Origin of the sequence: Asanoa sp. NPDC050611 (assembly GCF_040654855.1) — a bacterium.
Lineage (GTDB): Bacteria > Actinomycetota > Actinomycetes > Mycobacteriales > Micromonosporaceae > Asanoa.
On the sequence record NZ_JBFAIU010000017.1, the window covers coordinates 13,547 to 34,941 of the forward strand.

General features: G+C 69.0%; 24 protein-coding genes. 14 read left to right on the top strand and 10 right to left on the bottom strand.

Annotated elements, in window-relative coordinates; translation table 11 throughout:
• The first annotated feature begins 20 nt into the window (after positions 1–20).
• A complete protein-coding gene (locus AB0H87_RS04870; protein ID WP_360139712.1) occupies positions 21–806 on the top strand; it encodes a helix-turn-helix domain-containing protein in 786 nt (261 codons plus the stop codon).
• 64 nt (positions 807–870) lie between these two features.
• Here the strand turns inward: AB0H87_RS04870 and AB0H87_RS04875 are convergent, their stop codons facing one another.
• The gene (locus tag AB0H87_RS04875) at positions 871–1,347 is read right to left on the bottom strand and encodes a VOC family protein (protein ID WP_360139715.1); all 477 of its coding nucleotides are present in this window, start codon (positions 1,345–1,347) and stop codon (positions 871–873) included.
• A gap of 178 nt (positions 1,348–1,525) precedes the next feature.
• On the opposite strand from AB0H87_RS04875, the gene AB0H87_RS04880 reads away from it, so the two are divergent.
• Positions 1,526–2,395, top strand: coding sequence for a helix-turn-helix transcriptional regulator (locus tag AB0H87_RS04880; RefSeq protein WP_360139718.1), 870 nt, complete (start codon positions 1,526–1,528; stop codon positions 2,393–2,395).
• A 58-nt stretch (positions 2,396–2,453) separates the two neighbouring features.
• Here AB0H87_RS04880 and AB0H87_RS04885 read toward each other — a convergent pair whose 3' ends face one another.
• Positions 2,454–3,224, bottom strand: coding sequence for an SDR family oxidoreductase (locus AB0H87_RS04885; protein ID WP_360139805.1), 771 nt, complete (start codon positions 3,222–3,224; stop codon positions 2,454–2,456).
• Between the two features lie 41 nt (positions 3,225–3,265).
• Between AB0H87_RS04885 and AB0H87_RS04890 the strand changes: the two genes are divergently transcribed.
• A complete protein-coding gene (locus AB0H87_RS04890; RefSeq protein WP_360139721.1) occupies positions 3,266–4,159 on the top strand; it encodes a helix-turn-helix transcriptional regulator in 894 nt (297 codons plus the stop codon).
• Here AB0H87_RS04890 and AB0H87_RS04895 read toward each other — a convergent pair.
• Both AB0H87_RS04895 and AB0H87_RS04900 read right to left on the bottom strand, forming a co-directional pair.
• A complete protein-coding gene (locus tag AB0H87_RS04895; RefSeq protein ID WP_360139724.1) occupies positions 4,156–5,025 on the bottom strand; it encodes an MBL fold metallo-hydrolase in 870 nt (289 codons plus the stop codon). The two genes, AB0H87_RS04890 and AB0H87_RS04895, sit on opposite strands and share 4 nt — an antisense overlap.
• Before the next feature lie 181 nt (positions 5,026–5,206).
• Entirely contained in the window at positions 5,207–6,154 is a 948-nt protein-coding gene (locus AB0H87_RS04900; protein ID WP_360139727.1) for an NAD(P)H-binding protein, read from the bottom strand.
• Between the two features lie 99 nt (positions 6,155–6,253).
• Between AB0H87_RS04900 and AB0H87_RS04905 the strand changes: the two genes are divergently transcribed.
• The 3 genes from AB0H87_RS04905 to AB0H87_RS04915 all read left to right on the top strand — a co-directional run bounded on the left by AB0H87_RS04905 (position 6,254) and on the right by AB0H87_RS04915 (position 8,406).
• Positions 6,254–7,105 (top strand): LysR family transcriptional regulator, encoded by an 852-nt coding sequence (locus AB0H87_RS04905; RefSeq protein WP_360139730.1) that lies wholly within the window; start codon positions 6,254–6,256, stop codon positions 7,103–7,105.
• Positions 7,106–7,572: 467 nt separating this feature from the next.
• On the top strand, positions 7,573–8,034 hold the full coding sequence (locus AB0H87_RS04910; protein ID WP_360139733.1) for a hypothetical protein: 462 nt from the start codon (positions 7,573–7,575) through the stop codon (positions 8,032–8,034).
• A 228-nt stretch (positions 8,035–8,262) separates the two neighbouring features.
• Positions 8,263–8,406: a helix-turn-helix domain-containing protein gene (locus tag AB0H87_RS04915; protein ID WP_360139808.1), complete on the top strand. Its 144-nt coding sequence runs from the start codon at positions 8,263–8,265 to the stop codon at positions 8,404–8,406.
• Positions 8,407–9,032: 626 nt separating this feature from the next.
• Here AB0H87_RS04915 and AB0H87_RS04920 read toward each other — a convergent pair.
• On the bottom strand, positions 9,033–9,422 hold the full coding sequence (locus AB0H87_RS04920) for a VOC family protein (protein ID WP_360139736.1): 390 nt from the start codon (positions 9,420–9,422) through the stop codon (positions 9,033–9,035).
• Between the two features lie 443 nt (positions 9,423–9,865).
• Here AB0H87_RS04920 and AB0H87_RS04925 point away from each other — a divergent pair, with 443 nt between their 5' ends.
• Positions 9,866–10,351 (top strand): hypothetical protein, encoded by a 486-nt coding sequence (locus tag AB0H87_RS04925; RefSeq protein WP_360139739.1) that lies wholly within the window; start codon positions 9,866–9,868, stop codon positions 10,349–10,351.
• A 318-nt stretch (positions 10,352–10,669) separates the two neighbouring features.
• Here the strand turns inward: AB0H87_RS04925 and AB0H87_RS04930 are convergent, their stop codons facing one another.
• Positions 10,670–11,203: a CGNR zinc finger domain-containing protein gene (locus AB0H87_RS04930; protein ID WP_360139742.1), complete on the bottom strand. Its 534-nt coding sequence runs from the start codon at positions 11,201–11,203 to the stop codon at positions 10,670–10,672.
• Between the two features lie 257 nt (positions 11,204–11,460).
• Here AB0H87_RS04930 and AB0H87_RS04935 point away from each other — a divergent pair, with 257 nt between their 5' ends.
• Positions 11,461–12,705, top strand: a complete 1,245-nt coding sequence (locus AB0H87_RS04935) for a PQQ-dependent sugar dehydrogenase (protein ID WP_360139745.1) — start codon at positions 11,461–11,463, stop codon at positions 12,703–12,705.
• A gap of 153 nt (positions 12,706–12,858) precedes the next feature.
• Here the strand turns inward: AB0H87_RS04935 and AB0H87_RS04940 are convergent, their stop codons facing one another.
• Positions 12,859–13,968, bottom strand: coding sequence for a hypothetical protein (locus AB0H87_RS04940; RefSeq protein WP_360139748.1), 1,110 nt, complete (start codon positions 13,966–13,968; stop codon positions 12,859–12,861).
• Positions 13,969–14,076: 108 nt separating this feature from the next.
• On the opposite strand from AB0H87_RS04940, the gene AB0H87_RS04945 reads away from it, so the two are divergent.
• Both AB0H87_RS04945 and corA read left to right on the top strand, forming a co-directional pair.
• Positions 14,077–14,214, top strand: coding sequence for a hypothetical protein (locus AB0H87_RS04945; protein WP_360139751.1), 138 nt, complete (start codon positions 14,077–14,079; stop codon positions 14,212–14,214).
• A gap of 19 nt (positions 14,215–14,233) precedes the next feature.
• The gene (gene corA / locus AB0H87_RS04950) at positions 14,234–15,319 is read left to right on the top strand and encodes a magnesium/cobalt transporter CorA (RefSeq protein WP_360139754.1); all 1,086 of its coding nucleotides are present in this window, start codon (positions 14,234–14,236) and stop codon (positions 15,317–15,319) included.
• Here the strand turns inward: corA and AB0H87_RS04955 are convergent.
• Positions 15,270–15,842 (bottom strand): TetR/AcrR family transcriptional regulator, encoded by a 573-nt coding sequence (locus AB0H87_RS04955; protein WP_360139757.1) that lies wholly within the window; start codon positions 15,840–15,842, stop codon positions 15,270–15,272. The two genes, corA and AB0H87_RS04955, sit on opposite strands and share 50 nt — an antisense overlap.
• 125 nt (positions 15,843–15,967) lie before the next feature.
• Between AB0H87_RS04955 and AB0H87_RS04960 the strand changes: the two genes are divergently transcribed.
• Together AB0H87_RS04960 and AB0H87_RS04965 are read left to right on the top strand one after the other, a co-directional pair.
• Positions 15,968–17,374 (top strand): amidase, encoded by a 1,407-nt coding sequence (locus AB0H87_RS04960; RefSeq protein ID WP_360139760.1) that lies wholly within the window; start codon positions 15,968–15,970, stop codon positions 17,372–17,374.
• Between the two features lie 28 nt (positions 17,375–17,402).
• Positions 17,403–18,056 (top strand): tautomerase family protein, encoded by a 654-nt coding sequence (locus AB0H87_RS04965; protein WP_360139763.1) that lies wholly within the window; start codon positions 17,403–17,405, stop codon positions 18,054–18,056.
• Between the two features lie 45 nt (positions 18,057–18,101).
• On the opposite strand, the gene AB0H87_RS04970 is transcribed toward AB0H87_RS04965, so the two are convergent.
• Positions 18,102–18,818, bottom strand: a complete 717-nt coding sequence (locus AB0H87_RS04970; protein ID WP_360139766.1) for a type 1 glutamine amidotransferase domain-containing protein — start codon at positions 18,816–18,818, stop codon at positions 18,102–18,104.
• A gap of 29 nt (positions 18,819–18,847) precedes the next feature.
• Positions 18,848–19,288 carry a MarR family transcriptional regulator gene (locus tag AB0H87_RS04975; RefSeq protein WP_360139769.1) on the bottom strand — a complete coding sequence of 147 codons (441 nt, stop codon included), beginning with the start codon at positions 19,286–19,288 and terminating at the stop codon, positions 18,848–18,850.
• Positions 19,289–19,455: 167 nt separating this feature from the next.
• Between AB0H87_RS04975 and AB0H87_RS04980 the strand changes: the two genes are divergently transcribed.
• Together AB0H87_RS04980 and AB0H87_RS04985 are read left to right on the top strand one after the other, a co-directional pair.
• Positions 19,456–20,094 carry a hypothetical protein gene (locus AB0H87_RS04980; RefSeq protein ID WP_360139772.1) on the top strand — a complete coding sequence of 213 codons (639 nt, stop codon included), beginning with the start codon at positions 19,456–19,458 and terminating at the stop codon, positions 20,092–20,094.
• 10 nt (positions 20,095–20,104) lie between these two features.
• Positions 20,105–21,394, top strand: coding sequence for an inositol-3-phosphate synthase (locus AB0H87_RS04985; protein ID WP_360139775.1), 1,290 nt, complete (start codon positions 20,105–20,107; stop codon positions 21,392–21,394).
• The last annotated feature ends 1 nt before the right edge of the window (position 21,395 follow it).

The following is a 21,395-nucleotide window of genomic DNA, read 5'->3' on the forward strand; positions in this document are numbered from 1 at the left end:
CAGGGATACGTTGGACCGATATGAACGGCCACAACCTTCTGGGCGAGTTCCTCCAGGCGCGGCGGGCAAGGGTGCGGCCCGGCGACGTCGGCATCTCAGCGTACGGGCGGCGCCGGGTCGCCGGACTGCGCCGCGATGAGCTGGCCAGGCTGGCGGGTGTCTCTGTGCAGTACCTGACCCGGCTGGAACAGGGCGTCGATCGGCACCCGTCCCGGCAGGTTCTCGACGCGTTGGCGAACGCGCTGGGTCTCGATTCCGATGCTGTCGCGTACCTGCGCGCGCTGGCCGAACCAAGCCCGGTCGGGCCACGCGCGGGTGGCGGGCACGCCGAAGTGCAGCACCTCCTCGATGCCTGGGGCGGCACGCCGGCGTACGTCCGGGACCGCCGGTTCGACGTGCTCATGGCCAACAAAGCGGCCATGATGCTCGCACCGATGTACCACCCCGGCCGCAACCTGGTTCGCGACATGTTCCTCGACCCCGCCGCCCGCGTGTTGTTCCCCGACTGGCCGCAGATCGCGGAGCAGACGGTCGCGGCCCTGCGGGCCACAGCTGATCCCCGCGATCGCAGAACCGCCGCTCTCGTCGCCGAGTTGCGCTCCGACGCGGACTTTCGCGGACTGTTGGCCCGGCACGACGTACGCCCGACCCGTGACGAGATCAAGCGGTTCCACCACCCCGAGGTCGGCCCGCTCACCCTGCGTCGCCAAACCCTCGTCATCGGCGGCGACGCCGATCAAACGATCATCGTCTACCACGCTGAGCCGGGTAGTCGTTCCGCGGACGCACTGACACGGCTTCTCTGACCCGGAGAAGGTACTCCCGTCCAGCCATTCCAGCTTCTGTTGCTGCGGTTGGATCCGTCCTGGGTCAGCCCTGGAGCGTGGCGAGGAGGGTCTCAGCGGGGCCCGTTCGTTCGGCGAGTTCGACGATGAGCCCCTCGGGGCCGCGGACGTAGCAGAGCCGGAAGAACGGACCGTAGTCCGCGACTCCACCGATGGTGGGGATGCCCTTGCCCCGCAGGGTCGCGAGCAGTCCGTCCAGGTCCTCGACTCGGAAGGCGATGTGCCGGATGCCCAAACGATTGGCCGCCGACTCCTCTGGGCCCTGCTCGGCGGCAGGCGCGTGGAACTTGACCAGCTCGAGCGTGCCGGTGCCGTCGACGGTGCGGACGAAGGCGACGTCGGAACGGGCTCCGCGCAGACCGGTAACGTTGTCAACCCATTCGCCCTGGATTGACCTCGCTTCTGCCTCACGCTTGAGGCCGAGGTCGACGAAGAACTGCGCGACCGCTTCGAGGTCGTCCACGATGACCCCGATGTGCTCGATTCCCTTGACGTACGTCATGACTGCTCCTTCTCGTTGACTTTGGCTTGTGGTCCGCTGGGGCGGTCGGCTCTTCAGCCCGGATGGCTCAGCTCGCCCGCCCCAGGTACGACACCAGCCTCGCGCCCGGCACGGGCGGTAACCAGGCAAGAACCTTCTCTGTCACGCAGCGGATTGCCGTGCTCAGTACCATGCGGATGTGTCGACAGAGGTCCACTCGCTCGGCGGGCTGATCCGTGCGTGGCGTGAGCGGCGGCTTCCGTCGGATGTGGGGCTGCCGTCGTACGGGCGTCGCCGCACCAAGGGGCTGCGCCGCGAGGAGGTGGCGCAGATAGCCGGTGTGAGCGCCGACTACGTCATCCGGTTGGAGCAGGGTCGGTGGCTGACGCCGTCGGCGCAGGTCGTCGCCTCCCTGGCCCGCGCGCTCCAGCTCGACCGCACCGAGACGGAGCTGCTCTATCGGGCCGCCGGTCTGGCGCCGCCCGGTCCCGGGACGATCTCGCGACACATCCCGCCTGGTGTGCAGCGGATGCTGAACCGGATGGCGGACTTGCCCCTCGGCGTGTTCGCGGCCGACTGGACGCTGCTGACGTCGACACCCTTGTGGGACTCGCTTTTCGTGCGGCCGCCGGCGACGGAGGTCCCGGGGCAGAACCTCGTGATCGACACGTTCGTGAACATGACCTCGATGATGGTGGCCGACCCGCATGGCGGCGCGGAGGCCTTCGAACGTGCGCTCGTGGCGGACCTGCGCCGCACGACGGCGTACGCAGGGGACGACCCTGGCTTCGCGTCGCTGATCGCCACACTCCGCGAACAGAGTCCGCGATTCGCCGCGCTATGGGACGAGGGCAGGGCCGCTGCGCACCAGAGCCTCGTCCAGACGGTCCACCATCCGGTTGTCGGAGAGGTCACGATCGACTGCGACACCCTGGCCGTCCCCGACTCCGACCTGCGGATCATCGTCTGCACCGCCGCAGCGGGCAGCCGCGCCACGGAGAAGCTCGCGCGCCTGCGTGGCAGCGACCAGATCGGCGGACGGCCTGTGCCATCGCCGGACTGGACGTGACTGGCTGACCTCCTACGCAAACGCGCTTACGCCTTCCTACGGATGTGGTGTGTGCTGCTCAGCGTTGTCGGGTCGGCCGTACGACGATCTCGTTCACGTCGACGTCGGCCGGCTGGGCGAGGGCGTATGAGACGGCTCGAGCGATGACGTCCGGTCCGATGGCGTGGGCACGGTAGGTCCGCATCGCCTCCGCCGCGCCGGACTCGGTGATGGAGTTGGCGAGTTCGGAGACGACCACCCCGGGCGAGATGGTCGTGATCCGTATCGCCGGATCGGACTCCTGACGCAGGCCCTCGGTGATCGCCCAGGCAGCGTACTTGGTGCCCGAGTAGACGGCACCGGTTGGCACGACCTGGTGCGCTCCGATGCTCGCGATGGTGACGAAGTGACCTCTACCTTGGGCGGTGAAGTGTGGCAGGGTTGCCGCGATGCCGTACAGCAGACCGCGGACGTTGACGTCGATCATTTGATCCCACTCGTCGACAAGCAGGGAGTCGAGCCGGGACAGCGGCATGATCCCGGCATTGTTGACGAAGACATCGACCCGTCCGGCCCGCTCGACGGCGCCCTCGACGAAGGCGTTGACGTCCGCTCGGTCGGTCACGTCGAGCCGAACGGGATGGAAAGTGCCGCCGGATCGGCTGGCCGACTCCGCGGTTCGCCCAGCGATGGACTGCAGACGCTCAATTCGTCGCCCACCGGCGACCACATGGTGTCCCTCGCGGGCCAGGCGGCGCGCGACGGCCTCCCCGATCCCGCTGCTGGCACCGGTGATCAGCACCACCTTGCGGTCGGTCTCGTCGCTGATCTCTGGCTGATTCGAATGCATGACCACCACGCTCACCCAGTTGACCCGGCGCAGGGAGGGCCGTGTTCTCCTGGGAGTGCCGCACCCAGGAACGGCGCGGATTGCGCGCCTATGATGCGGGGATGGCTCGGTCCGAACTCGGCGCGTACCTCAGCGTTCGGCGCGCGCAGGTAAGTCCGGGCGAAGCGAACCTGCCCAGCACCGGATATCGCCGCGTTGCCGGCCTACGACGCGAGGAAGTAGCCATGCTGGCCGGGGTCAGCGTGGACTACTACGTCCGTCTCGAACAGGGACGTGAACGTACGCCCTCCGCGCAGGTGGTCGACGCGCTGGCCGTTGCCTTGCGGCTCGGCGAGGACGACCGTCAGCACCTTTTCCGCGTGGCCGGGCTCAGTCCGCGGAGCCGGGCTGCGGCAGTCAGCGACCACGTCGACCCGAACCTGCTTCAACTCATGACCGCATGGCCAGACAACCCGGCGATCGCCTACAACCGGGCCTTCGACGTGCTGGCGTCCAACCCGATCGCGGACGCGCTATTCCACTCCTGGGCACACTCGCGGAACTTGATGCACGTCGTTTTCACCGACCCGGCCGCGCGTACCTTCTACCAGGATTGGCACGACGTCGCGCGTAACTCGGTAGCAGGCTTCCGGCTGGGCTACGGAAAGTCTCCCGACGACCCACGGATCCAACACGTGCTCACCGAACTGCTCGCCGGCAGCCCCGAGTTCGCTCAGCTGTGGACCTGTCATGACGCACGCGGCAAGGCTCTTGGGCGTAAGCGCTTCCACCATCCCGATGTCGGGACGTTGACGTTGACCATGCAGACCTTCGAGGTCAGGTCCAGCCCGGGGCAAGAGCTCGTCATCTATCACGCCGAACCGGCATCGGCGAGCAGCGAAGCCCTTGCCCTGCTCGGCTCGCTGGCCGCCAGTTCCTCGCCTCGACAAAGTTAGTGGCGGTCTGGCGGCCCCGAGAAAGCAGAACGCTTGGCGGCCTCGGCGGAGTGCCAGAGGACGGCCCGGTTGATCCGGTCCGGATACCGCTCGATCATCATGTTGTAGAGCTCGCGGGCGTCGTCGCTGTTGCGGTCGGCTGCCTCCCAGTCCCGCAGATACTGCCGGGTCGCCTCGATGTTGTCCGGTCCGTCGGCCGCGCCGTCGCGCTTGTGGCCGGCGACCACTGCGTCCGGGTGCAGGTCGGCGATCGTGTCCAGGGCGTCGAACCACTCCGCGAGCCCGTCGGCGCCGGCCTCGGAGAGATAGAGGTGCACGTCGTTGTAGACGCTGTCGCCGGCCGCGACCAGCCCGATCGAGGGCGCGTGCAGCGCGGTCGTGTGGTCGGTGTCGGAGTGCCCGAGCGGCACCACGACCAATTCCTCGCCCTCCAGTTCGAGGGTGTCGCCCGACAGCCGGTCGGCCACGACCGGGTCGCCGATCTGGTCGGGGAACGCCGCCCGCCAGAAGGGGTCCAGCCAGTTCGGCCCGACCTGTTGTTTCATCGCGTCGACCACCTCGGGCACGGCCACCAGCCGGGCGTCCGGGAACCGCTGGAGCACCTTGGCGGCCCCGAAGAAGTGGTCGCCGTGCCCGTGCGTGATGTAGATCGTGGTCAGGTGCTTGCCGGACGACTCGACCCAGTCGGCGAGGGCCTGGCCCTCTCGATCGGTCATCAGCGCGTCGACCAGGACTGCGTCGCGTTCGCCGTGAATGAGCGTGACCGCCGTCGGCGACCACATCTCGCGCTTCTCGCCGACCGGCAGGTCCGCGGAACCCACCGGCTTCTCGGGCGCGACATACGTCTCGTACGCAAGTGTTGCCATAACGACTCCCAAGTGTCTTCGGGAACTCTCCTCACGCTCGCACCTATCACCGGGGGTCGTGGCGGAACGGACTGTCTCAGGGAACACGGGAGTCACGGCGGTCATGAAAGGGGTCCGTTGCTGGCGCGCACTGCGTCTCTTACCCACGCGGCTCGCTGCGCGATGGTGAGATCGCGTCGCGTTATCGCCGTTCCCAGGCGAGGTCGGCAGTGCCAACTCGCCGCCTCCGCCCAGTCCTTGCCGTCAGGCGTGGAGGGCCGGCTCGAGTACCTGTATGCACCACTGGCGGAACGTGGTCGGCGTGCTGGATTCCGGTGTACGGGTAACACCCTTTGTCCAAACCGTGGTCCTTGGCCAGTGCCATGTCGAGCATGCTCTGCGCCATCGGCTCGGACATGCCGGCTTTCATGAGGTTCGCCTTGTACGCCTCGCCTGGGACCTGCTGGTAACGCACCGGGCGGCCGAGCACCTCGGAGATGATCGCCGCCATCTGGTCGTAGGTCAGGTCTGCCGGGCCGAGCACCGGCACCTCCGCGAAGCCGGTCCAGGTGTCGTCGCGTAGCAGCCGGGCGGCAACAGCGGCGACGTCGCGGGTGGCGACTGCCGGCGTGGGCAGATCGGGCGAAGACGGGCCGTAGAGGACGCCCTGCGCCATGATCGCGCCGACCTGCCGGCGCGTGTTGTCCATGAACGACGGCATCGTCAGTGCCCGATACGGCACGCCGGTCGCGGCGATCAGGTCGTCCATGGCCAGCGTCGCGGTGACGTGACCGGCGTGGCCGGCTACCGGGGTGCCGCGGCCCAGCGCCGAGACGCCGACCACCCGCCCGACGCCCTGGGCTGTGAACGCCTCGATCGCCGGGCCCGCGAAGCCTGAATAGGCCACGTCGACCGTCTCCGCGCGCGGGTTGGCCGGCACGAGCCAGAACACGGCGTCGGCGCCGGCGAACGCCGCGGCCACCACAGCGGGGTCGGCGTGGGAGCCTCGTACCACCTCGACCCGCTCGTCGACGCCCGGCGCGAGCCGGGCCGGATCCCGGACCACGACCCGAACCGCGGCGCCGGCATCGAGCAGTTCCTGCACTACCCGACCGCCGATGTTGCCGGTGGGAGCGGTAACCACAATCATCTGTTGTCCTCGTCCGATCGTGAAATGACGCGTTCCAGTAGACGCGGGTCCGGCTCCCAACAGAAAGATCGATTCCGTCTGAATTGATACTCTCAGGGTATGAGTGAGCTGGAGACGCGACAGCTGCGCTACTTCGTGGCCGTGGCCGAAGAGCGGCACTTCGGGCGGGCCGCCGCCCGCCTCGCCATGGCGCAGCCGCCGCTGTCCCGCGCGATCCGCGACCTGGAGCGCCAGCTCGGCGTGCGGCTACTGATCCGCACCACGCGCCAGGTCACGCTCACACCGGCCGGGGAGACCCTGCTCGCCGACGCCCGAGTGGCGCTGGACGCCGTCGCCGCAGCCGGACACCGGGCCCGCCGCGCCGGACAACAGGTGCCGACGCTGCGACTGGCACTCAAGGCCGACTACGACGCCGGACTCCTACCGAAGATCCTGGACGCCTACGACACCCTGCCGGTGGAGCTACTCCTCGGCGGTCCCGGCGAGCAGGTACGAGCACTGCACGACGGACGAGCGGACGTCGCGCTGTTGCCGACACCGTTCGACCCGCAAGGAGTCGACACAGAATCGCTGCTGACCGGCCCGGGCATGGTGGCGCTACCAGCGGCCGACCCGCTGGCCGCACGGACAGTCGTGCGGCTACCCGAACTGGCCGGGCGCCGACTCCCGGACGGCACACCGGCCGAACAAGGCCGCACACAGATGCCGTCATCCAGCTCCCGACGCACTTTGGACCTCTCACAGATCTTCAATCTGGTCGAGGTAGGCACCATCGTCTGGTTCCTCCCGCAGTGGGTCGCCCAACGCTTCCCCCGACCGAACATCGCCTACCGACCCGTGGAAGGACTCGAACCGGTGACACTCACGGTGGCCTGGCCCACCGGATCGCGGTCACCCGCCGTAGCAGCCTTCGTCCGAACCGCCACCAAGATCGCCCAGGCCGCGGTATGAAGCGCGGAGAGCCGTTGGCAACCAATGCGTCGCTAGCTTGTCGTTCGTCGTCGGGACCGGCATCCTCGCTGACTGAACGCTCGATACGGCTGTGCAACCCAATGACGACGCGGCCGCGTTTCGATTAGCACCCCACCCGCGTCGCGCCGGTACCGCTGGTCGCTCTTCGATCGCTGTCTTGACCGATGGTTCTCGGTGAAGCGAAATTCGTCCGAGCAGAGGCCATGCTCCATCGGGCCGCGCCAGTGTCAGGTGGTGGTGACGACGGCATCGGGCGTCGTCGGACCCGCTCCAGCAGCTCTGCGGTGGCGGCCCACATTCGCCGCTCCCGGTCGCCGTCGACGGCGACCGGCTGCACGTGGTCAGCTTCGTCTTCACCACGAACGCGCCGTCCCGCAAGTGGGCTCTTTTCTCGCCCACTGCTACCGCCTCCAGCAACGGCCTCGGGCCGCAGCTAGGGTGATCTGGTGGATCGGGACGTGTTCGCCGCACGGTTCATCGCCGCTGCTGAGCGGGCACGGGATTTTGCGAGTGGCATGGTCTCGGAGACGTTGCCCGAGGCGATGACGTTTCGGCTTCTGCTCAACCAGTCCAACGACGATATCCAGCCGTTGCGCCCGGGCGAGGTGGTGTTCCCGCGGGACAGACGCCGCCGTCGGGCCCGTGCGTTGCTCTCCGCTGATGCGCGGACTGTGGTCGACGAACTCTGGCGCGATGGGCGGGTCCCCGAGTGGGTCGACCTCGCCGTGGCCGATGTGCGACCGACTTCCACCGTTCTGGAGACGCTGTGTTGTGGTCGTTTCACCGACGACGAGTCGTTGCTGTACCACCATGCGGAGGGTCGGCCCCCGTTCCATGTGACCAGTCCGGTCCTTCCACCCGGTTATGACGGAGGCCGGTTCAGTCTTCATTGGATGCGCCGCCGCTGAGGAAGCGTCACCCGTCCTGATCAGCCGGACGGCATACTCCGTGCCGCTGTTTGCGAGTCGCGCCGTGACACCACCTCACCGTCAAGTCCCTGCCGCACAGCCTCGCCGGGGATCCGAGCCTGACATTCGCTGCCCGCGGCGTCGGCTCGCTGGCACCAAGACGACAGCGACAGCGCCGACGAGGATGACGATGCGCTCGGCGCATTCCTAGGCCGCACCCGCGCCGAAATTCGCCTCTCAACGACTGATCTGTCCCGGACGATCGGCCTGAGCCCACCCACCGTCAGCTCCCACCTTGGGATCTTGCGTCGAGGCGGACCGGTCACCTGCTGGCGCAGCGGGCGGCGGGTCCTTTACCAACGCACAGGCTAGGCTCCGCCGTCGTCGCGGCGTACGGCTACGACAAATCCGGTCGCGCCGGCGACGTACCGAATCCGCGTCGAACGGATGACCGCATCGGCCTGTTTTCGCGGAGCGGGATTCCGGTGGCACGTGACCCCCCAACACAACGGTGCTGCGATCCGGGCGGGCACTCGCCACCGGAGTCCGTAAGCGTTGCCGTCCGGTGCACTGTGGATGGTCACAGCGGAGCAGGGCGGTGAGGGCGACGAAGACCGCTCCGACGCCCGCACCACACACCCCCCGCCAACCCGTCCACGGACGGCACCGTAGCGGGCACGGTTGGCCATCACCGTGGCCATGGGTGAACCGTGCTTTGCCGCCGGATCGCCGCTGCTTCCGAAGCACGCCGTGGTCCAAGAAAGGGTTGGGTTCAGCGCCGCTCTACAAGACGCCGGTACCTCGGCACACCCCCAGACCATCATCGCCGCTACCCGGTACCCAATGGGGTCACGCGCACCGGAAAGCTCCGCCTCAACCTCAACGCACGTAGACCCCAGCAGCGGCGCTAACTGACCGACTTCTGCCGCGGGAGCCGCCCTCGTGACGGGCCCGCCGACGGGCACGGTTGCCTTCGCTGGGAGTGTTGGTCATCGTTGTCACTCCTGGCTTGCAACGACGACCTTCCACAGGTATCCGTCGGGGTCGGCAAAGTAGCCGAAGTAGCCGCCCCACTGCGCTTGCTGTGCCGGCCGCATGATGGTGCCGCCGGCCTTCTCGGCCCGGCCAAGGACCTCGTCAACTTCCTGCTCTGCGGCGACGAAGTAGTTGAACGTGAACCCGGCGAACCCGCTGCCTTGCGCCTCAACCCCGGCGTCATGGGCCAAGGCCCGGCGCGGGTATAGCGACAGGCCGGATGAACCCTTCCCCAGGCTGAATGCCACGTACTGGGGCTGGTCCTGCACAACCTGGCAGCCAAGGCCGTCGCCGTAAAACCGCTTGGCACGGTTCAGATCCTCGACTGCGAGCGTGATCGCATCTACCTTCATGACTTCCTTCCTCCGTGAGTGAGCGTTGTGCTGCTGTCCGTTTAATCCCTACGCCACCACCGTACACACGTCTTAGACATTAGTGCAAGATGACTGTCTAAGAAGTTTGTGCGATGCGCACGACCGAATGAGCCATGGCCGGCGACGGCGACTCCGCCGCGATCTTGGGACAGTGCCATCGCATGCGCGCGGTTCAACCGTCCGATATGGACGGCCTAGTACGAGCATGTCGGTCAGATCGACCACGCGGATCAGCTCTGCGCACCGACTCCCCAGCGTTGCGCGCGAAGCGAGCTGGCCGGGCTCTTCGACGCTCGCAGGGAACGAGGGCGCCGGTTGCACGGAGCGGCGCCCTGCTGATCGGGCGGGGCTTACCGGGCGCTCGTGGGCGTGGCCGCCCTTGCGGTGACGAGGCGGTTCGACCTAGCGACAGGAAGTGGGCGGTGTTCGAGCCCGCTGCTTGCCTGTCGGCCAAGCGATGGTGGGCGCGAGGCTGCTTCGACGTTCTCGACAGCTGCGTCTGGTATCTCCTCAACCCGCTGCCGCGGCTCGGGTACCTCGCCGCCGCGATGGTGCTCGGCTGGGCCGCCGCGGCGGCACTGGGGCTGACGCGTTCGTGGGCGGTCGGTCTTCTCGGCCCCTTCGCCGCCGGGGCACTGATACTGCCGGCTGTCTACGCGGTGACGACACACTGGCTGCTGCCGACCCTGCTGGCGCTGCCGGCGTACGCGGCGCTCGCGGTGCTGACGCGCACCGAGTCCCACTGGCCACTGCGGACAGTCGCCATCGCCGCGACAGTCGTGGGCCTCGTGGCGCCGCTGGTGGCCGGCAACCAGCGGAGCGAACGCGACGCCCAGCAGGAGCGCGTCGACTCCTTCACCGATCGACGATCCCCTTGCTGGTGCCGACGCTGCCCGGATTCGACCTGACGGGTGCGAGCATGGCCCCGGACGAGTTGACGCTGACGCTGGCCGGCGAAGGGCACGGCACCGAGCCCGCCGCGACCACGATCGAGGCCAATGTGGCCCGGACGGCGGGCTCGATCCGACCCTGCGACACGGCCGGGCGGCCGATCGTGGTCTCGTGGTGCGACGAGCTAGTCCGTTGGGTCGTCGCGAGCGACCAGAACCGCTACCTCGTCATCGTGCACGGCGACGCCGCGCTCATCGTCGGCGCCGACGTGCGCAAGGTGCCGGTGGAACAGCTCAATCAGGCCGGCGTACGTCGACGAGCTCCTCGCCCCTGGGCTAGCCCACCCGCTGCCGGGCGTAGCGCGTGCGATGGCGACGTACCGCGTCGCGGTTGGCGCAGCGCGGTGAGCAGTAGCGCTGTCGGCCCGCCCGCGACACGTCGGCATAGATCGTCTCGCAACCGTCGCCGGCGCACCGGCCCAGCCGGTCCATGCCCCGCTGCGTCAGGTGCAGCGCTGTGCCGACGCTGACGAGGGCACGCAGCACCGCCGACAGCGGCACCCCGTCGTCGCGGTAGTGCAGGTGCCAGTCCTCGTTGCTGTGTCTGCTCAGCCGCGGGTAGGTCGCCGCGGCGGCGAGCATCTGGTTGAGCGCAGAGGCGCGCGCGTCGGATGACGGGGCGTCCACGACCGACCGCCACTCCTCGATGAGGGCGATCACGTCGGCCAGGTCCGACTCCCGGACCGGCATGTCCATCACCAGCCCGGCCGACGCGCAGCGCGTCGTCAGCTCCGCCAGCGAGCGCGGTGGAGCGTTGGCCAGGTCGGCGGCGAGCTGTACCGGGTCGGTGCCGTAAGGGTTGAGATGCACAATGCCATTACAGCAGAGTGGCGTCATGAGCGAAAGCGACGGCCATGTCTGGCAGACCCGGTCCCACCACCGGACGAGCGAAGGAACCCTGTACTACGAGTCGTGCCCGTGCGGCCGGTGGCGGATGCGGTTGGGACCGCGACCGTTGGCACTGCCAGCCGGCCGCGCCACGGTTGGGGGTTGATATCGCTGATGGTCGATGTATTGTGGGAACGCTCCCATACCGCGTCCGCCACTCTGCTTCGAGGAGCCGCCCCATGTCGCGACGGCACCGTCGCCCGGCCACCATGCTGGCCGGCCTGCTCGTTCTCGTCCTGTCCGCGTCCCTGTTGCCCTGGCTGTCGGCGGCCGGCACCGCCGCGGCCGGCAGATCCCACACCCGCGCGGTGCCACTGTCTGAGCTGACCGTGGTATCCGAACAGGTGGCCTTCGGTCTGCAGCGTCCGATCGCGATCACCGGGCTGCCGGACGGCCGGATGCTGATCGCGGAGAAGGCCGGCACCGTCCGCTCCTACCACCCCGACACCGGCCTGGCGGCCGAACCCGTGCTCGACCTGACCGCCCGGATCGACACGTCGGACAACGAGCGCGGCCTGCTCGGCATCACGCCCGCGCCCAACTTCGCGCGGACCGGGATGCTCTACGTGGCCTACACGAGCCTGCCGGCCGGCACGCTGACCCTGGCGCGCGTGCGCCTCGGCGCTCCTGAGCGGCTGCAGGTGCTGCTCACCCAGGAGCACTCCGAGTACGGCAACCACAACGGCGGACAGGTGGCGTTCGGCCGCGACGGCTACCTCTACTGGTCCCTCGGCGACGGCGGCCACGCGAACGACCCGTTCAAGGCCGGTCAGAACCTGGGCACGCTGCTCGGCAAGATCGTGCGGATCGACGTCAACCGCACCTGCGGGGCGAAGCCGTACTGCGTGCCGTTCGACAATCCGTTCGTCCGCACGGCGGGCGCGCGGCCGGAGATCTGGCTCTACGGGCTGCGCAACCCGTGGCGGTTCTCCGTCGACCCGGTCGACGGCTCGCTGTGGATCGGCGACGTCGGCCAGGGCCTGGTCGAGGAGGTCAACCACATCCGCCCGTCACAGCGCGGAGCTAACCTCGGCTGGTCCTGCCGCGAAGGCACCCCGGTCTTCGACCCGCAGCAATGCCGGGCGGGCGGGCGCTACACCGACCCGGTCTTCGAGTACCAACACTTCGGTACGGACGGCTGCGCGGTGACCGGCGGCGTCGTGTATCGAGGATCACGGACCCCCGAGGCGTGGGGCACCTACGTCGCGAGCGACTACTGCTCGACCGTCGTGTACGCCGTGCGTCCCAGGCCCGAGGGCGGCTACGAGTCCGCCACGATCGGCAACTTCCCCACCCAGCCGACCGCGATCGCCACGGACGTGCACGGCGAGCTGTACGTCCTCAGCGACCTCCCGGGCTGGCTGAACCGCGTGCGGTTCGAGCGGGTCCAGCCAACTCCTCCCGGCGGTGCGACGAACCGCTGACCCGGAGCGAATCCCGCAATGGGGACGGCCGCATCCGCGCGGCCGTCCCCGACTCACTCGGGGAAGGTGGGGGCGGGAACGCCGTCGAGGACCACGACGGGAAAAACCCGGCCGGTGTTCTTCCCGTACGCGTTGTCGCCCCCGGCGACCGGGTCAGGCGAGGAAGCGGGAACGCAGGGCCGGCTCGAGTTCGTCCTTGCGGTCGTCGAACGTGGCTTCCGCGTGCGTGAAGGCCTCGACGACCGCCTGCAGCGGGTCGCTCTCCGTCGCGCCGAAGAGGGCGGGCACGGCGAACGAAGGACGGTGGATCGGGTACGGCCGGCGGGAACCCGCCTGCCACGAAGCCATGACGACGGTGCCGGTCAGGACGGACGGGCTGGGGTGGAGGTAGGCGAAGGCCGACTCCATGTCCGTGAACGGCGGCGGCAGCGGAGCGCCGCTCTCCAAGGCGTCGAGGGCCGCGGCGGCGCGGGGGTCGCTCGTCATGCCCGCGACCTCGAAGGCCTGGCGGGCCAGCCAGTTGGCCACCTGCCGCTGGGTCGCGGGTGGCAGGACGGCCAGCTCGTCGAGCAGGTCACGGTGGGCGCGAGCCATGTTCCGGACGTTGCCCGTCAGCTCGCGCAGCCGGGGCGAGGGTGGGCGGCCGCCCCATTGGCGGCGTTCGGACTCCGCCGCCCGTTGGGCCTGCTGTTCCGCGGCCTTGCGTTCCGCGGCGGCGCGGGCCTCGGCTCGCTCCTCGGCAGTGGGCGGCGGTGGGGTCCTGCGGGCTACCTCATGCCAGTATGCGGCCTGCCTGCTCGTCTGTTTCAGGATCCGGTCGGCGGCGGGCGGCGACGGCCAGAACTCCAGCAGGTAGCTGTCCACGACGGGCTCGCCGTCCATCCGGGTGTCCTTGTCGGCCGCCTCGTCCATGCCCCGGGCGCAGAACCGGACACGTAGACTGTGGACGGACGGCAGGCGCACTGGATGCGCGTCTTCGAAGGCGGTCAGCCACAGGTCGGTCGACGGCGGCGCGAAGGAGACCTCCACGATCTCCTCCCACGCGTCGTCGACCGGCGGCTCGGCGTCGTGCCACGTCACCGTGAACGGGACGGTGCCGGTGTGCAGGCCGGTCACCATCGCCAGCGCGCCCGGCTCGGCCGCCCCGCACAGGCCGTTGTGCTGGCCGCCGGACGCACGGGAGACGTCGGGGCCGCCACCCTCCTCGGTCAGGTTGACGAACCGGTAATGGACGTGGATCTCACCGTCGAAGAGAACAGTCACGCGGGCATGATGCCCGATCGCCACGCCGACGGCGACCACGGCGGACGCTTCCGCCGGCGGCTAGGCTCAGCGACTGCGGCCCTGCTGAGAAATGGGAGGCACAGGACGGTGAGTGGTCCCGAGCGAAGACCGCTGCGCCGGTGGATGCCGATCGTGCTGCTCGTGGCGTTCAGCGTCTGGATCGTGTTCCTCGTCGTCCTCATCGCCGTCGATCCCGCCGGTAGCGGGGGCCACCCGTTCAACTGACCAGCGGAAGGCGGCCGCCATGGCCAACTCCGGGAGGCGGCGGCCGAGGTTCGTGGGCCGCCCGCGCGACCGGTCGCGGATCGCGTCCTCGGGTGCCGAGCCGACCCGCGGTCGCGTCGTCGACAGCGCCCTCTACGTGAACGGCGTTCGCCAGCCGGGCGACCGGTCGTACGCCGAGCTCTACGCGGACGCGCGCAGCACCCCGGGTGCCTTCGTCTGGATCGGACTGCACGAGCCGGGCGAAGAGCTCCTCGTCGAGATCGCCGACGTCTTCGGCCTGCACCCGCTCGCCGTCGAGGACGCCCTCAGCGCGCAGCAGCGGCCCAAGCTCGAGCGCTACGAGGACATCACGTTCCTGGTCGTCCGCGCCGCCGGTTACGTCGAGCACAGCGAGATCACCGCCACCAGCGAGATCATCCACACCGGCGAGGTACGGCTGTTCGTCCACGACGACTTCGTCATCTCGGTCCGGCAGGGCACCGTCGGCGAGCTTTCCTCGGTGCGGGCCGAGTTGGAGGACGACCGGGAGTTGCTGGCCGAGGGCCCGTGGTCCGTCGTACACGCCATCTTCGACCGGGTCGTCGACGTCTATCTCGAGATCACCGCGTCGATGCAGGCCGACGTCGACACGATGGAGTCGTTGGTGTTCCAGCGTTCGGGCGAGGCCGGCGTCGAGCACATCTACCAGCTCAAGCGGGAGCTGATGGAGTTCAAGCAGGCGGCGGTGCCGTTGCAGCGGCCCCTGGCGATGATCCTCGACGGCCGCACGGTCAATCTGTCCAAGGAGCTGCGCCGTTACTTCCGTGACGTCGCCGACCACCTGACCCGCGTCGCGGACCAGGTGGGCACCTACGACGACGTGCTCAACACGCTGGTCCAGGCCCGCCTGACCCAGGTCACCGTCGCCCAGAACAACGACATGCGCAAGATCGCGGCGTGGGCGGCGATCGCCGCGGTGCAGACCGCCATCGCCGGCATCTACGGAATGAACTTCACCTTCATGCCGGAACTGCATTGGCGGTACGGCTACCCCGGCGTCCTGACCGTCATGCTCATCACGGCAGTGGTGCTGTACCGGTATCTGCGCAAGGCGGGCTGGCTGTAGTGGTCAAGGAAGCCAACGCCTCGGCCAGGATGCGGTCGCTGAGTTCGGTGCCGGCGGTCGCCCGGGCGAGGATCAGCGCGCCCACGGCCGTGCTCACCGCGGCCGTACTGCCGAGCTTGTCGGCGTAGTACGCGACCCCTGCGGCGTATGTGGCGGTGAGGTCCGGGTCGGTGCCGGGCATGTCGCGCGCGAAGCCGGCGATCGGGCAGCCGTCGCCGGGCGAGTCGCGGTGGTCCGGGGAGAGGTAGTGGTCCAGAAAGCTCTCGCGGGCACGCTCGTCGCCGGGCTCACCTATCTTGGCCAGGCGCTCGCGGACCTCGGCCACGCCCTGCGCCAGCGCCTCCACGGCCAGGGCGTCCTTCGACGTGAACTGTTTGTAGAAGCCACCATGCGTAAGCCCCGCCCCAGCCATCACATCCGCGACGCTCACCTGGGCGATGCCGCGCTCCCGGAACAGCCGGGTGGCGGTCTCGACGACGCGTTGGCGGTTCTCTCGGGCCTGTGCCTGCGACACCCTGCTCATAGCTTCCAGCATAGATGACGGATCTCATGTAACCGCTTGCGGGCCTAAAATGATGCTTGTAATCTAAGCCATATACGGATCTTGAAACGCCGCCGTGTCGCGACGGTCTGCGAGAGGAGTCCATCATGGCCACCGAGCTCAACCACTTCGACGCGACTGAGATCGCCGAGTTGATCCGCACCAGGAAGGCATCCTCCGTCGAGGTGGTGCGGGCGCACCTGGACCGCATCGCGGCCGTCGACGCGAAGACCAACGCGGTCGTCACGCTCGCCGACGACGCGCTGGACGCCGCGAAGAAGGCCGACGAGAAGCTCGCGGCCGGCGCGGAGGTGGGACCGCTGCACGGCGTGCCCTTCACGGCCAAGGACTCGTTCGACACCGCCGGCGTCGCGACCCAGCGCGGTTCGCCGATCTTCGCGGGGCGTGTCCCGGACACGGACGCGACCAGCGTCGCCCGCATGAAGGCCGCCGGCGCGATCCTGCTGGCGAAGACCAACCTGCCGGAGTTCTCGTACTGGATCGAGTCCGACAACCTCCTGACCGGCAGGACCAACAACCCCTGGGACCTCGACCGTTCGCCCGGCGGTTCTAGCGGTGGCGAGTCCGCGGCGATCGCGGCGGGGATGTCGCCGCTCGGGCTCGGCAGCGACCTGTCCATCTCGCTGCGCGGTCCGGCCGCCGACACCGGCATCGTGGCGCTCAAGGCCACGCACGGGCGCGTGCCGATGACGGGGATCTGGCCGCGGGAGCCGCGCCGTGACTGGCATGCCGGTCCGATGGCCCGCTCCATCCGCGATCTCGCGCTGGCGTACACCCTGCTGATCGGTCCCGACGGTGCCGACGGCTTCGCCGACGTGCCGCGCGAGTTCGACGCCGGCCTGCGCGCGTCACCGGAGCGGCCCGTCCGCGTCGGCTGGCTCGTCGACTCGGGCCTCGGTCCTGTCGACGCCGACGTCGCGGCCACAGTGGAGGCTGCCGCCGACGCCCTGCGCGGAGCGGGCGTTGAGGTGGAAGCCGTGCACATCCCGGCCCTGGAACGCGACAACCCGCTCGACATCTTCAGCCGGCAGCACGTCATGGAGATGAAGCCGCCGGTCCAGGAGGTCACCGCCGGTCACGAGGACGAGATGTTCGCCTACTCCAAGACGTTGCTCGGCTCGCCCGACACGCCTGTGGCGGACTACGTCCAGGCCGAGGAGGGCGTCGAGCGGCTGCGGGACGGTTTCACGGAATACTTCCAGCGGTACGACCTGCTGCTGCTCCCCGTGACGACGATTGCCGCGCACGCGCACGGGCTCGCGAAGTTCACCCTCGACGGCCAGACGGTGGACGCCTTCCACGTCAGCTCGACGACCGTCCCGTTCAACCTGACCGGGCTCCCGGCCCTGTCGATGCGGTTCGGCACGAGCCACGACGGCATGCCGATCGGCGTGCAGCTGGTGGCCAACTGGCACGCGGAGTCGACGATCCTGCACATCGCCTCGCTGTTGGAGACGCGCAGCCCGGTGCGCGACCTGCACCCCGCCATCTGAGACCTGCCGAAACCCGGAGGGGGCACCCATGTCCTTTGTCGACACCGCACGCTCCGCTGACTGGATCGTGGTCGCGGTCAACGACAGCGTGGATCGTCCTGAGCGGACGAAGCACACGCTCTACAAGGCAGTGGTACGCGGGCTCGAAGAACGTGCGGGCATCCGCCCGTCCGACGTCTTCGTCATGCTGACCGTGACACCGCCGGCCGATTTCTCGTTCGCCGACGGGGTGGTCGGCACCGAGGTCGAGGCCGCGGAGCCGCTCGACGGGGCGGCGACGGGCACGCGTGACGCGTACACCGAGGCAGAAATGGCGCACGCCGTCAGGCGGTTGTTCCAGAACCAGGACCGCGGCAGCATCCTGCCGATGCTGAGTGACGACGTCGTCCTCAGGCTGCCGGCGACACTCCCCTACGGCGGCGAGTTCACCGGCCGGGCGGTCTTCGACGAGTTCTTCTCCAAGAGCCCGGGCGGCGGTGCCGTCTGGGAGACGTTCGACGTCGTCGTCGACGACGTCATCGCCTCCGACGACCACGTCATCGCCCGGCTCACCAACACGGCCGTGCCCAGGGCGACCGGCAAGGCCGTGGTCTTCCAGAACCTCTGGTTCTTCGGGGTCGCGGGCGGCCGCATCGTCAGTGCCCAGCTCTACGCCGACACCGCGGTCGTGACCAGGGCCTGAGGGGGGACCCGCGCCGGCCCGGGTCGGGGCCGGCGCGGGTCGCTCTCAGCTCACCCGCGCGGCGAGCGCCTCGAGGATGGCGTGCGCGGCGGCGGCGCCCGAGGCCGGGTTCTGGCCGGTGATCAGGTTGTCGTCGACGACGACGTGCGACCCCCAGGCCGGACCTGACTCGTAGCGCGCTCCGGCGGCGCGCAGCCGGTTCTCCAGCAGCCACGGCGCGTTGTCCGCCAGGCCGGCCTGCCGCTCCTCGTCGTCGCTGAAGGCGGTCAGCTTGCGTCCCTTGAACAGCCAACTGCCGTCCGGGTGTCCGGCGGACAGAAAGCTGGCCTGGCCGTGGCAGAGGGAGGCCACGACCTTGGTCGGATCGGGCAGCAGCCGTTCCAGGACGCGGGCGACATCGGGGTTGACGGCAAGGTCCTGCATCGGGCCGTGACCGCCGGGGATCAGCACCGCGTCGAAGTCCGCCGGGTCGACGTCCTCCAGGCGGGAAGGTGCGGCCAGCAGGTCCTTGGTCTTCTCCAGATAGGCGGCGACCTCGGCGGCCTTCTCCGCATCGCCGAAGTTGGCCTCGACGGTCAGGCTGTTGGCGTCGACCACCGGCGTCCGGCCGCCCGGCGTGGCGATGGTGATCTCCAGCCCGGCCTCGCTGAGGATCCGGTGCGGCACCGTGAACTCCTCACCCCAGAACCCGGTCGGATGCTGTGTCCCGTCGAGCTGGGTCCAGACGCGCGCCCCGCTGAGCACGATCAGTACAGATGACAATGGTGTTTCCTTCCGAACGTACGATCCGGTCACGGTGTCGTGAGCCGGTCGTCCTGTGCGATGTCGAGCAACTGCGTGCGGAGCCCGTCGGCCACCGGTGCCCCGAGCGCCGTGGCGACCTGGTGCTGAGCCGATCGCCACAGCGGCGTTGCGCGCTCGTACCGTCGCCGCCCCTCGTCGGTCAGCGTGACGAGCACACTGCGCCGATCCGCGGCGGATTTCTCCAGCCGGATCAGCCCGTCGCGCTCCAGCGGCCGCAGTGAGTGACCGGCCCCTGAGCGGTCCAGCACCAGCGCGCGGGCCAACTCGTTGATCGTCAGCCCCTCGCCGTGGGCAAGCTGGCGGAGGATGGCGTACTGCGTCGACCGCAGGCCCGCCGGTTCCAACGCGTCGTCGTACAGGACGGTCAGGCGCCGCGACGCCTTGCGTAGCGCCGTGGCGTAGCACTCGGGCGTCTCCGATGGCTCCACGCAGGAAGCCAACCGCCACCCGACCGCCGGCATGCCGGCAGTTAGGGGCATGTGCCCCTGATCACGCGAGGTTTGTAGACCATGGTTGACAAACCTCGCTCGCTCCGACACTTTGTAGATGAGGTTCTACGAACCCCGGTGAGAGGGGCAGGGCGATGGTGAGAGAGATGCTCAGCGTGGCCGACATCGCGGCGATGTTCGACGTCGAGGCGAAGACGGTCAGCATGTGGCGGTTGCGGTACCCGGAGTTTCCCGAGCCGGACGTCCTGGTCGGCGGCATGGCGGGCTGGGATCCCGACCGGGCCGAGGAGATCCGTGTCTGGGAGAGCCGGCGACCCGGGCAGGGCCGGCGCGCCCTCCTGGCCGAGCATGTCGAGGAAGTGCTGCGCCGGACGTTCGTCTTCAGGTTCATGCGGCCTGACGACTTCGCCTGGGCGCCGATCGACTTTCCCGGCATCGCGTACGAGGACGGGCGCCTCGCCGACGGCATGCAGGCCAAGGCGGCCGAGCACCTGATCGGCGCCCTCCGCGAACAGGGCTACGAAATCGTGTTCCAGGACCCGGCCACGGACGTGACCCAGGCGGTGCAACGCGTCCTCTGGGACCGCTGGACCCCGGCGGAGGTCGGCGAGCGCGAGTTCATCGGCCAGCTCTTCGACGAATACGGCCGGATCTATCGCGGCTGTACGGCGTTCGACGCAGCCTCCTACACCTTGCGGCGGCTCGCGGCACTCGGCGGCGAGCTTCGCCCCTTGCGCGAGACACCAACCGTTCGGAAGCCGAAGCAGCCCCAGCATCCTCGATGATCGGAGACCCGTGGAGACATCCAAGCAGCACATCGAGCCCCCCGCCGGCAGGTTGGGCGTCCTGACCGTAGGGCTCGGCGCCGTGGCGTCGACCTTCATCGCCGGCGTCGAGCTGATCCGCCGCGGCCTCGCCGAGCCCGTCGGCTCGCTCTCGCAGCTGGGCACCATCAGCCTCGGCGGGGACGGCTCGCGGCCCATCCGCGACACCGTGCCCCTGGCCGGCCTCGACCAGCTGGTCTTCGGCGCCTGGGATCCGATCTCGGACACGGCCTACGACGCCGCACTCAAGTGCGGTGTGCTCGACCGGCACGCCCACATCGAACCGATCGCGACCGCGCTGAAAGAGATCGAGCCCATGCCGGCCATCTTCGCGCAGCAGTACGTGCGGCGGCTCGACGGCACCAACGTCAAGCCCGCGGGGACCAGGCGCGAGCTTGCCGAGGCCATCCGCAAGGACATCCGCGACTTCAAGGCGGCGCACTCCTGCGACCGGCTGGTGGTGATCTGGTGCGCGTCCACCGAGGTCTACATCGAGCCCGGTCCGGCACACGATGACCTGGCGGCGTTCGAAGCCGCGATGGACGCGGACGACGAGACCGTGCCGCCCTCGATGCTCTACGCGTACGCGGCGCTCAAGGAGGGTGTGCCTTTCGTCAACGGTGCGCCCAATCTCACCGTCGACGTGCCGGCGATGACGGAGCTCGCGCACACGACCGGCGTCCCGATCGCGGGCAAGGACTTCAAGACGGGCCAGACGCTCCTGAAGACCGTGCTCGCGCCGATGGTGAAGGCCCGCATGCTCGGGCTCGCGGGCTGGTACTCGACCAACATCCTCGGCAACCGCGACGGTGAGGTGCTGGACGACCCGGACAGCTTCCGCACCAAGGAGAAGTCCAAGCTCGGCGTGCTGGAGCACATCCTGGAGCCGGACCTGTTCCCCGGGCTCTACGGCGACTTCCACCACAAGGTGCGCATCAACTACTACCCGCCGCGCGGTGACCAGAAGGAGGGCTGGGACAACATCGACATCGTCGGGTGGCTGGGCTATCCGATGCAGATCAAGGTCGACTTCCTGTGCCGCGACTCGATCCTGGCCGCGCCTCTGGTGCTCGACCTGGTGCTCTTCACGGACCTGGCCCAGCGGGCGGGGCTTGCGGGCGTGCAGGAGTGGCTGTCGTTCTACTTCAAGGACCCGCAGGACGCCACCGAGCACGACCTGTTCGTCCAGCGAACGATGCTGGAGAACACCCTCCGCCGGCTGACGGGCAAGCAGCAGATCGCCGGCGTGATGCCGGGGTAGG

Excerpts from the sequence above, each read along its gene's own strand:
- AB0H87_RS04870 (WP_360139712.1), top strand. The coding sequence starts at position 21 with ATGAACGGCCACAACCTTCTGGGCGAGTTCCTCCAGGCGCGGCGGGCA.
- AB0H87_RS04875 (WP_360139715.1), bottom strand. The coding sequence starts at position 1,347 with ATGACGTACGTCAAGGGAATCGAGCACATCGGGGTCATCGTGGACGAC.
- AB0H87_RS04885 (WP_360139805.1), bottom strand. The coding sequence starts at position 3,224 with ATGCATTCGAATCAGCCAGAGATCAGCGACGAGACCGACCGCAAGGTG.
- AB0H87_RS04895 (WP_360139724.1), bottom strand. The coding sequence starts at position 5,025 with ATGGCAACACTTGCGTACGAGACGTATGTCGCGCCCGAGAAGCCGGTG.
- AB0H87_RS04900 (WP_360139727.1), bottom strand. The coding sequence starts at position 6,154 with ATGATTGTGGTTACCGCTCCCACCGGCAACATCGGCGGTCGGGTAGTG.
- AB0H87_RS04905 (WP_360139730.1), top strand. The coding sequence starts at position 6,254 with ATGAGTGAGCTGGAGACGCGACAGCTGCGCTACTTCGTGGCCGTGGCC.
- AB0H87_RS04920 (WP_360139736.1), bottom strand. The coding sequence starts at position 9,422 with ATGAAGGTAGATGCGATCACGCTCGCAGTCGAGGATCTGAACCGTGCC.
- AB0H87_RS04935 (WP_360139745.1), top strand. The coding sequence starts at position 11,461 with ATGTCGCGACGGCACCGTCGCCCGGCCACCATGCTGGCCGGCCTGCTC.
- corA (WP_360139754.1), top strand. The coding sequence starts at position 14,234 with ATGGCCAACTCCGGGAGGCGGCGGCCGAGGTTCGTGGGCCGCCCGCGC.
- AB0H87_RS04955 (WP_360139757.1), bottom strand. The coding sequence starts at position 15,842 with ATGAGCAGGGTGTCGCAGGCACAGGCCCGAGAGAACCGCCAACGCGTC.
- AB0H87_RS04960 (WP_360139760.1), top strand. The coding sequence starts at position 15,968 with ATGGCCACCGAGCTCAACCACTTCGACGCGACTGAGATCGCCGAGTTG.
- AB0H87_RS04965 (WP_360139763.1), top strand. The coding sequence starts at position 17,403 with ATGTCCTTTGTCGACACCGCACGCTCCGCTGACTGGATCGTGGTCGCG.
- AB0H87_RS04980 (WP_360139772.1), top strand. The coding sequence starts at position 19,456 with ATGCTCAGCGTGGCCGACATCGCGGCGATGTTCGACGTCGAGGCGAAG.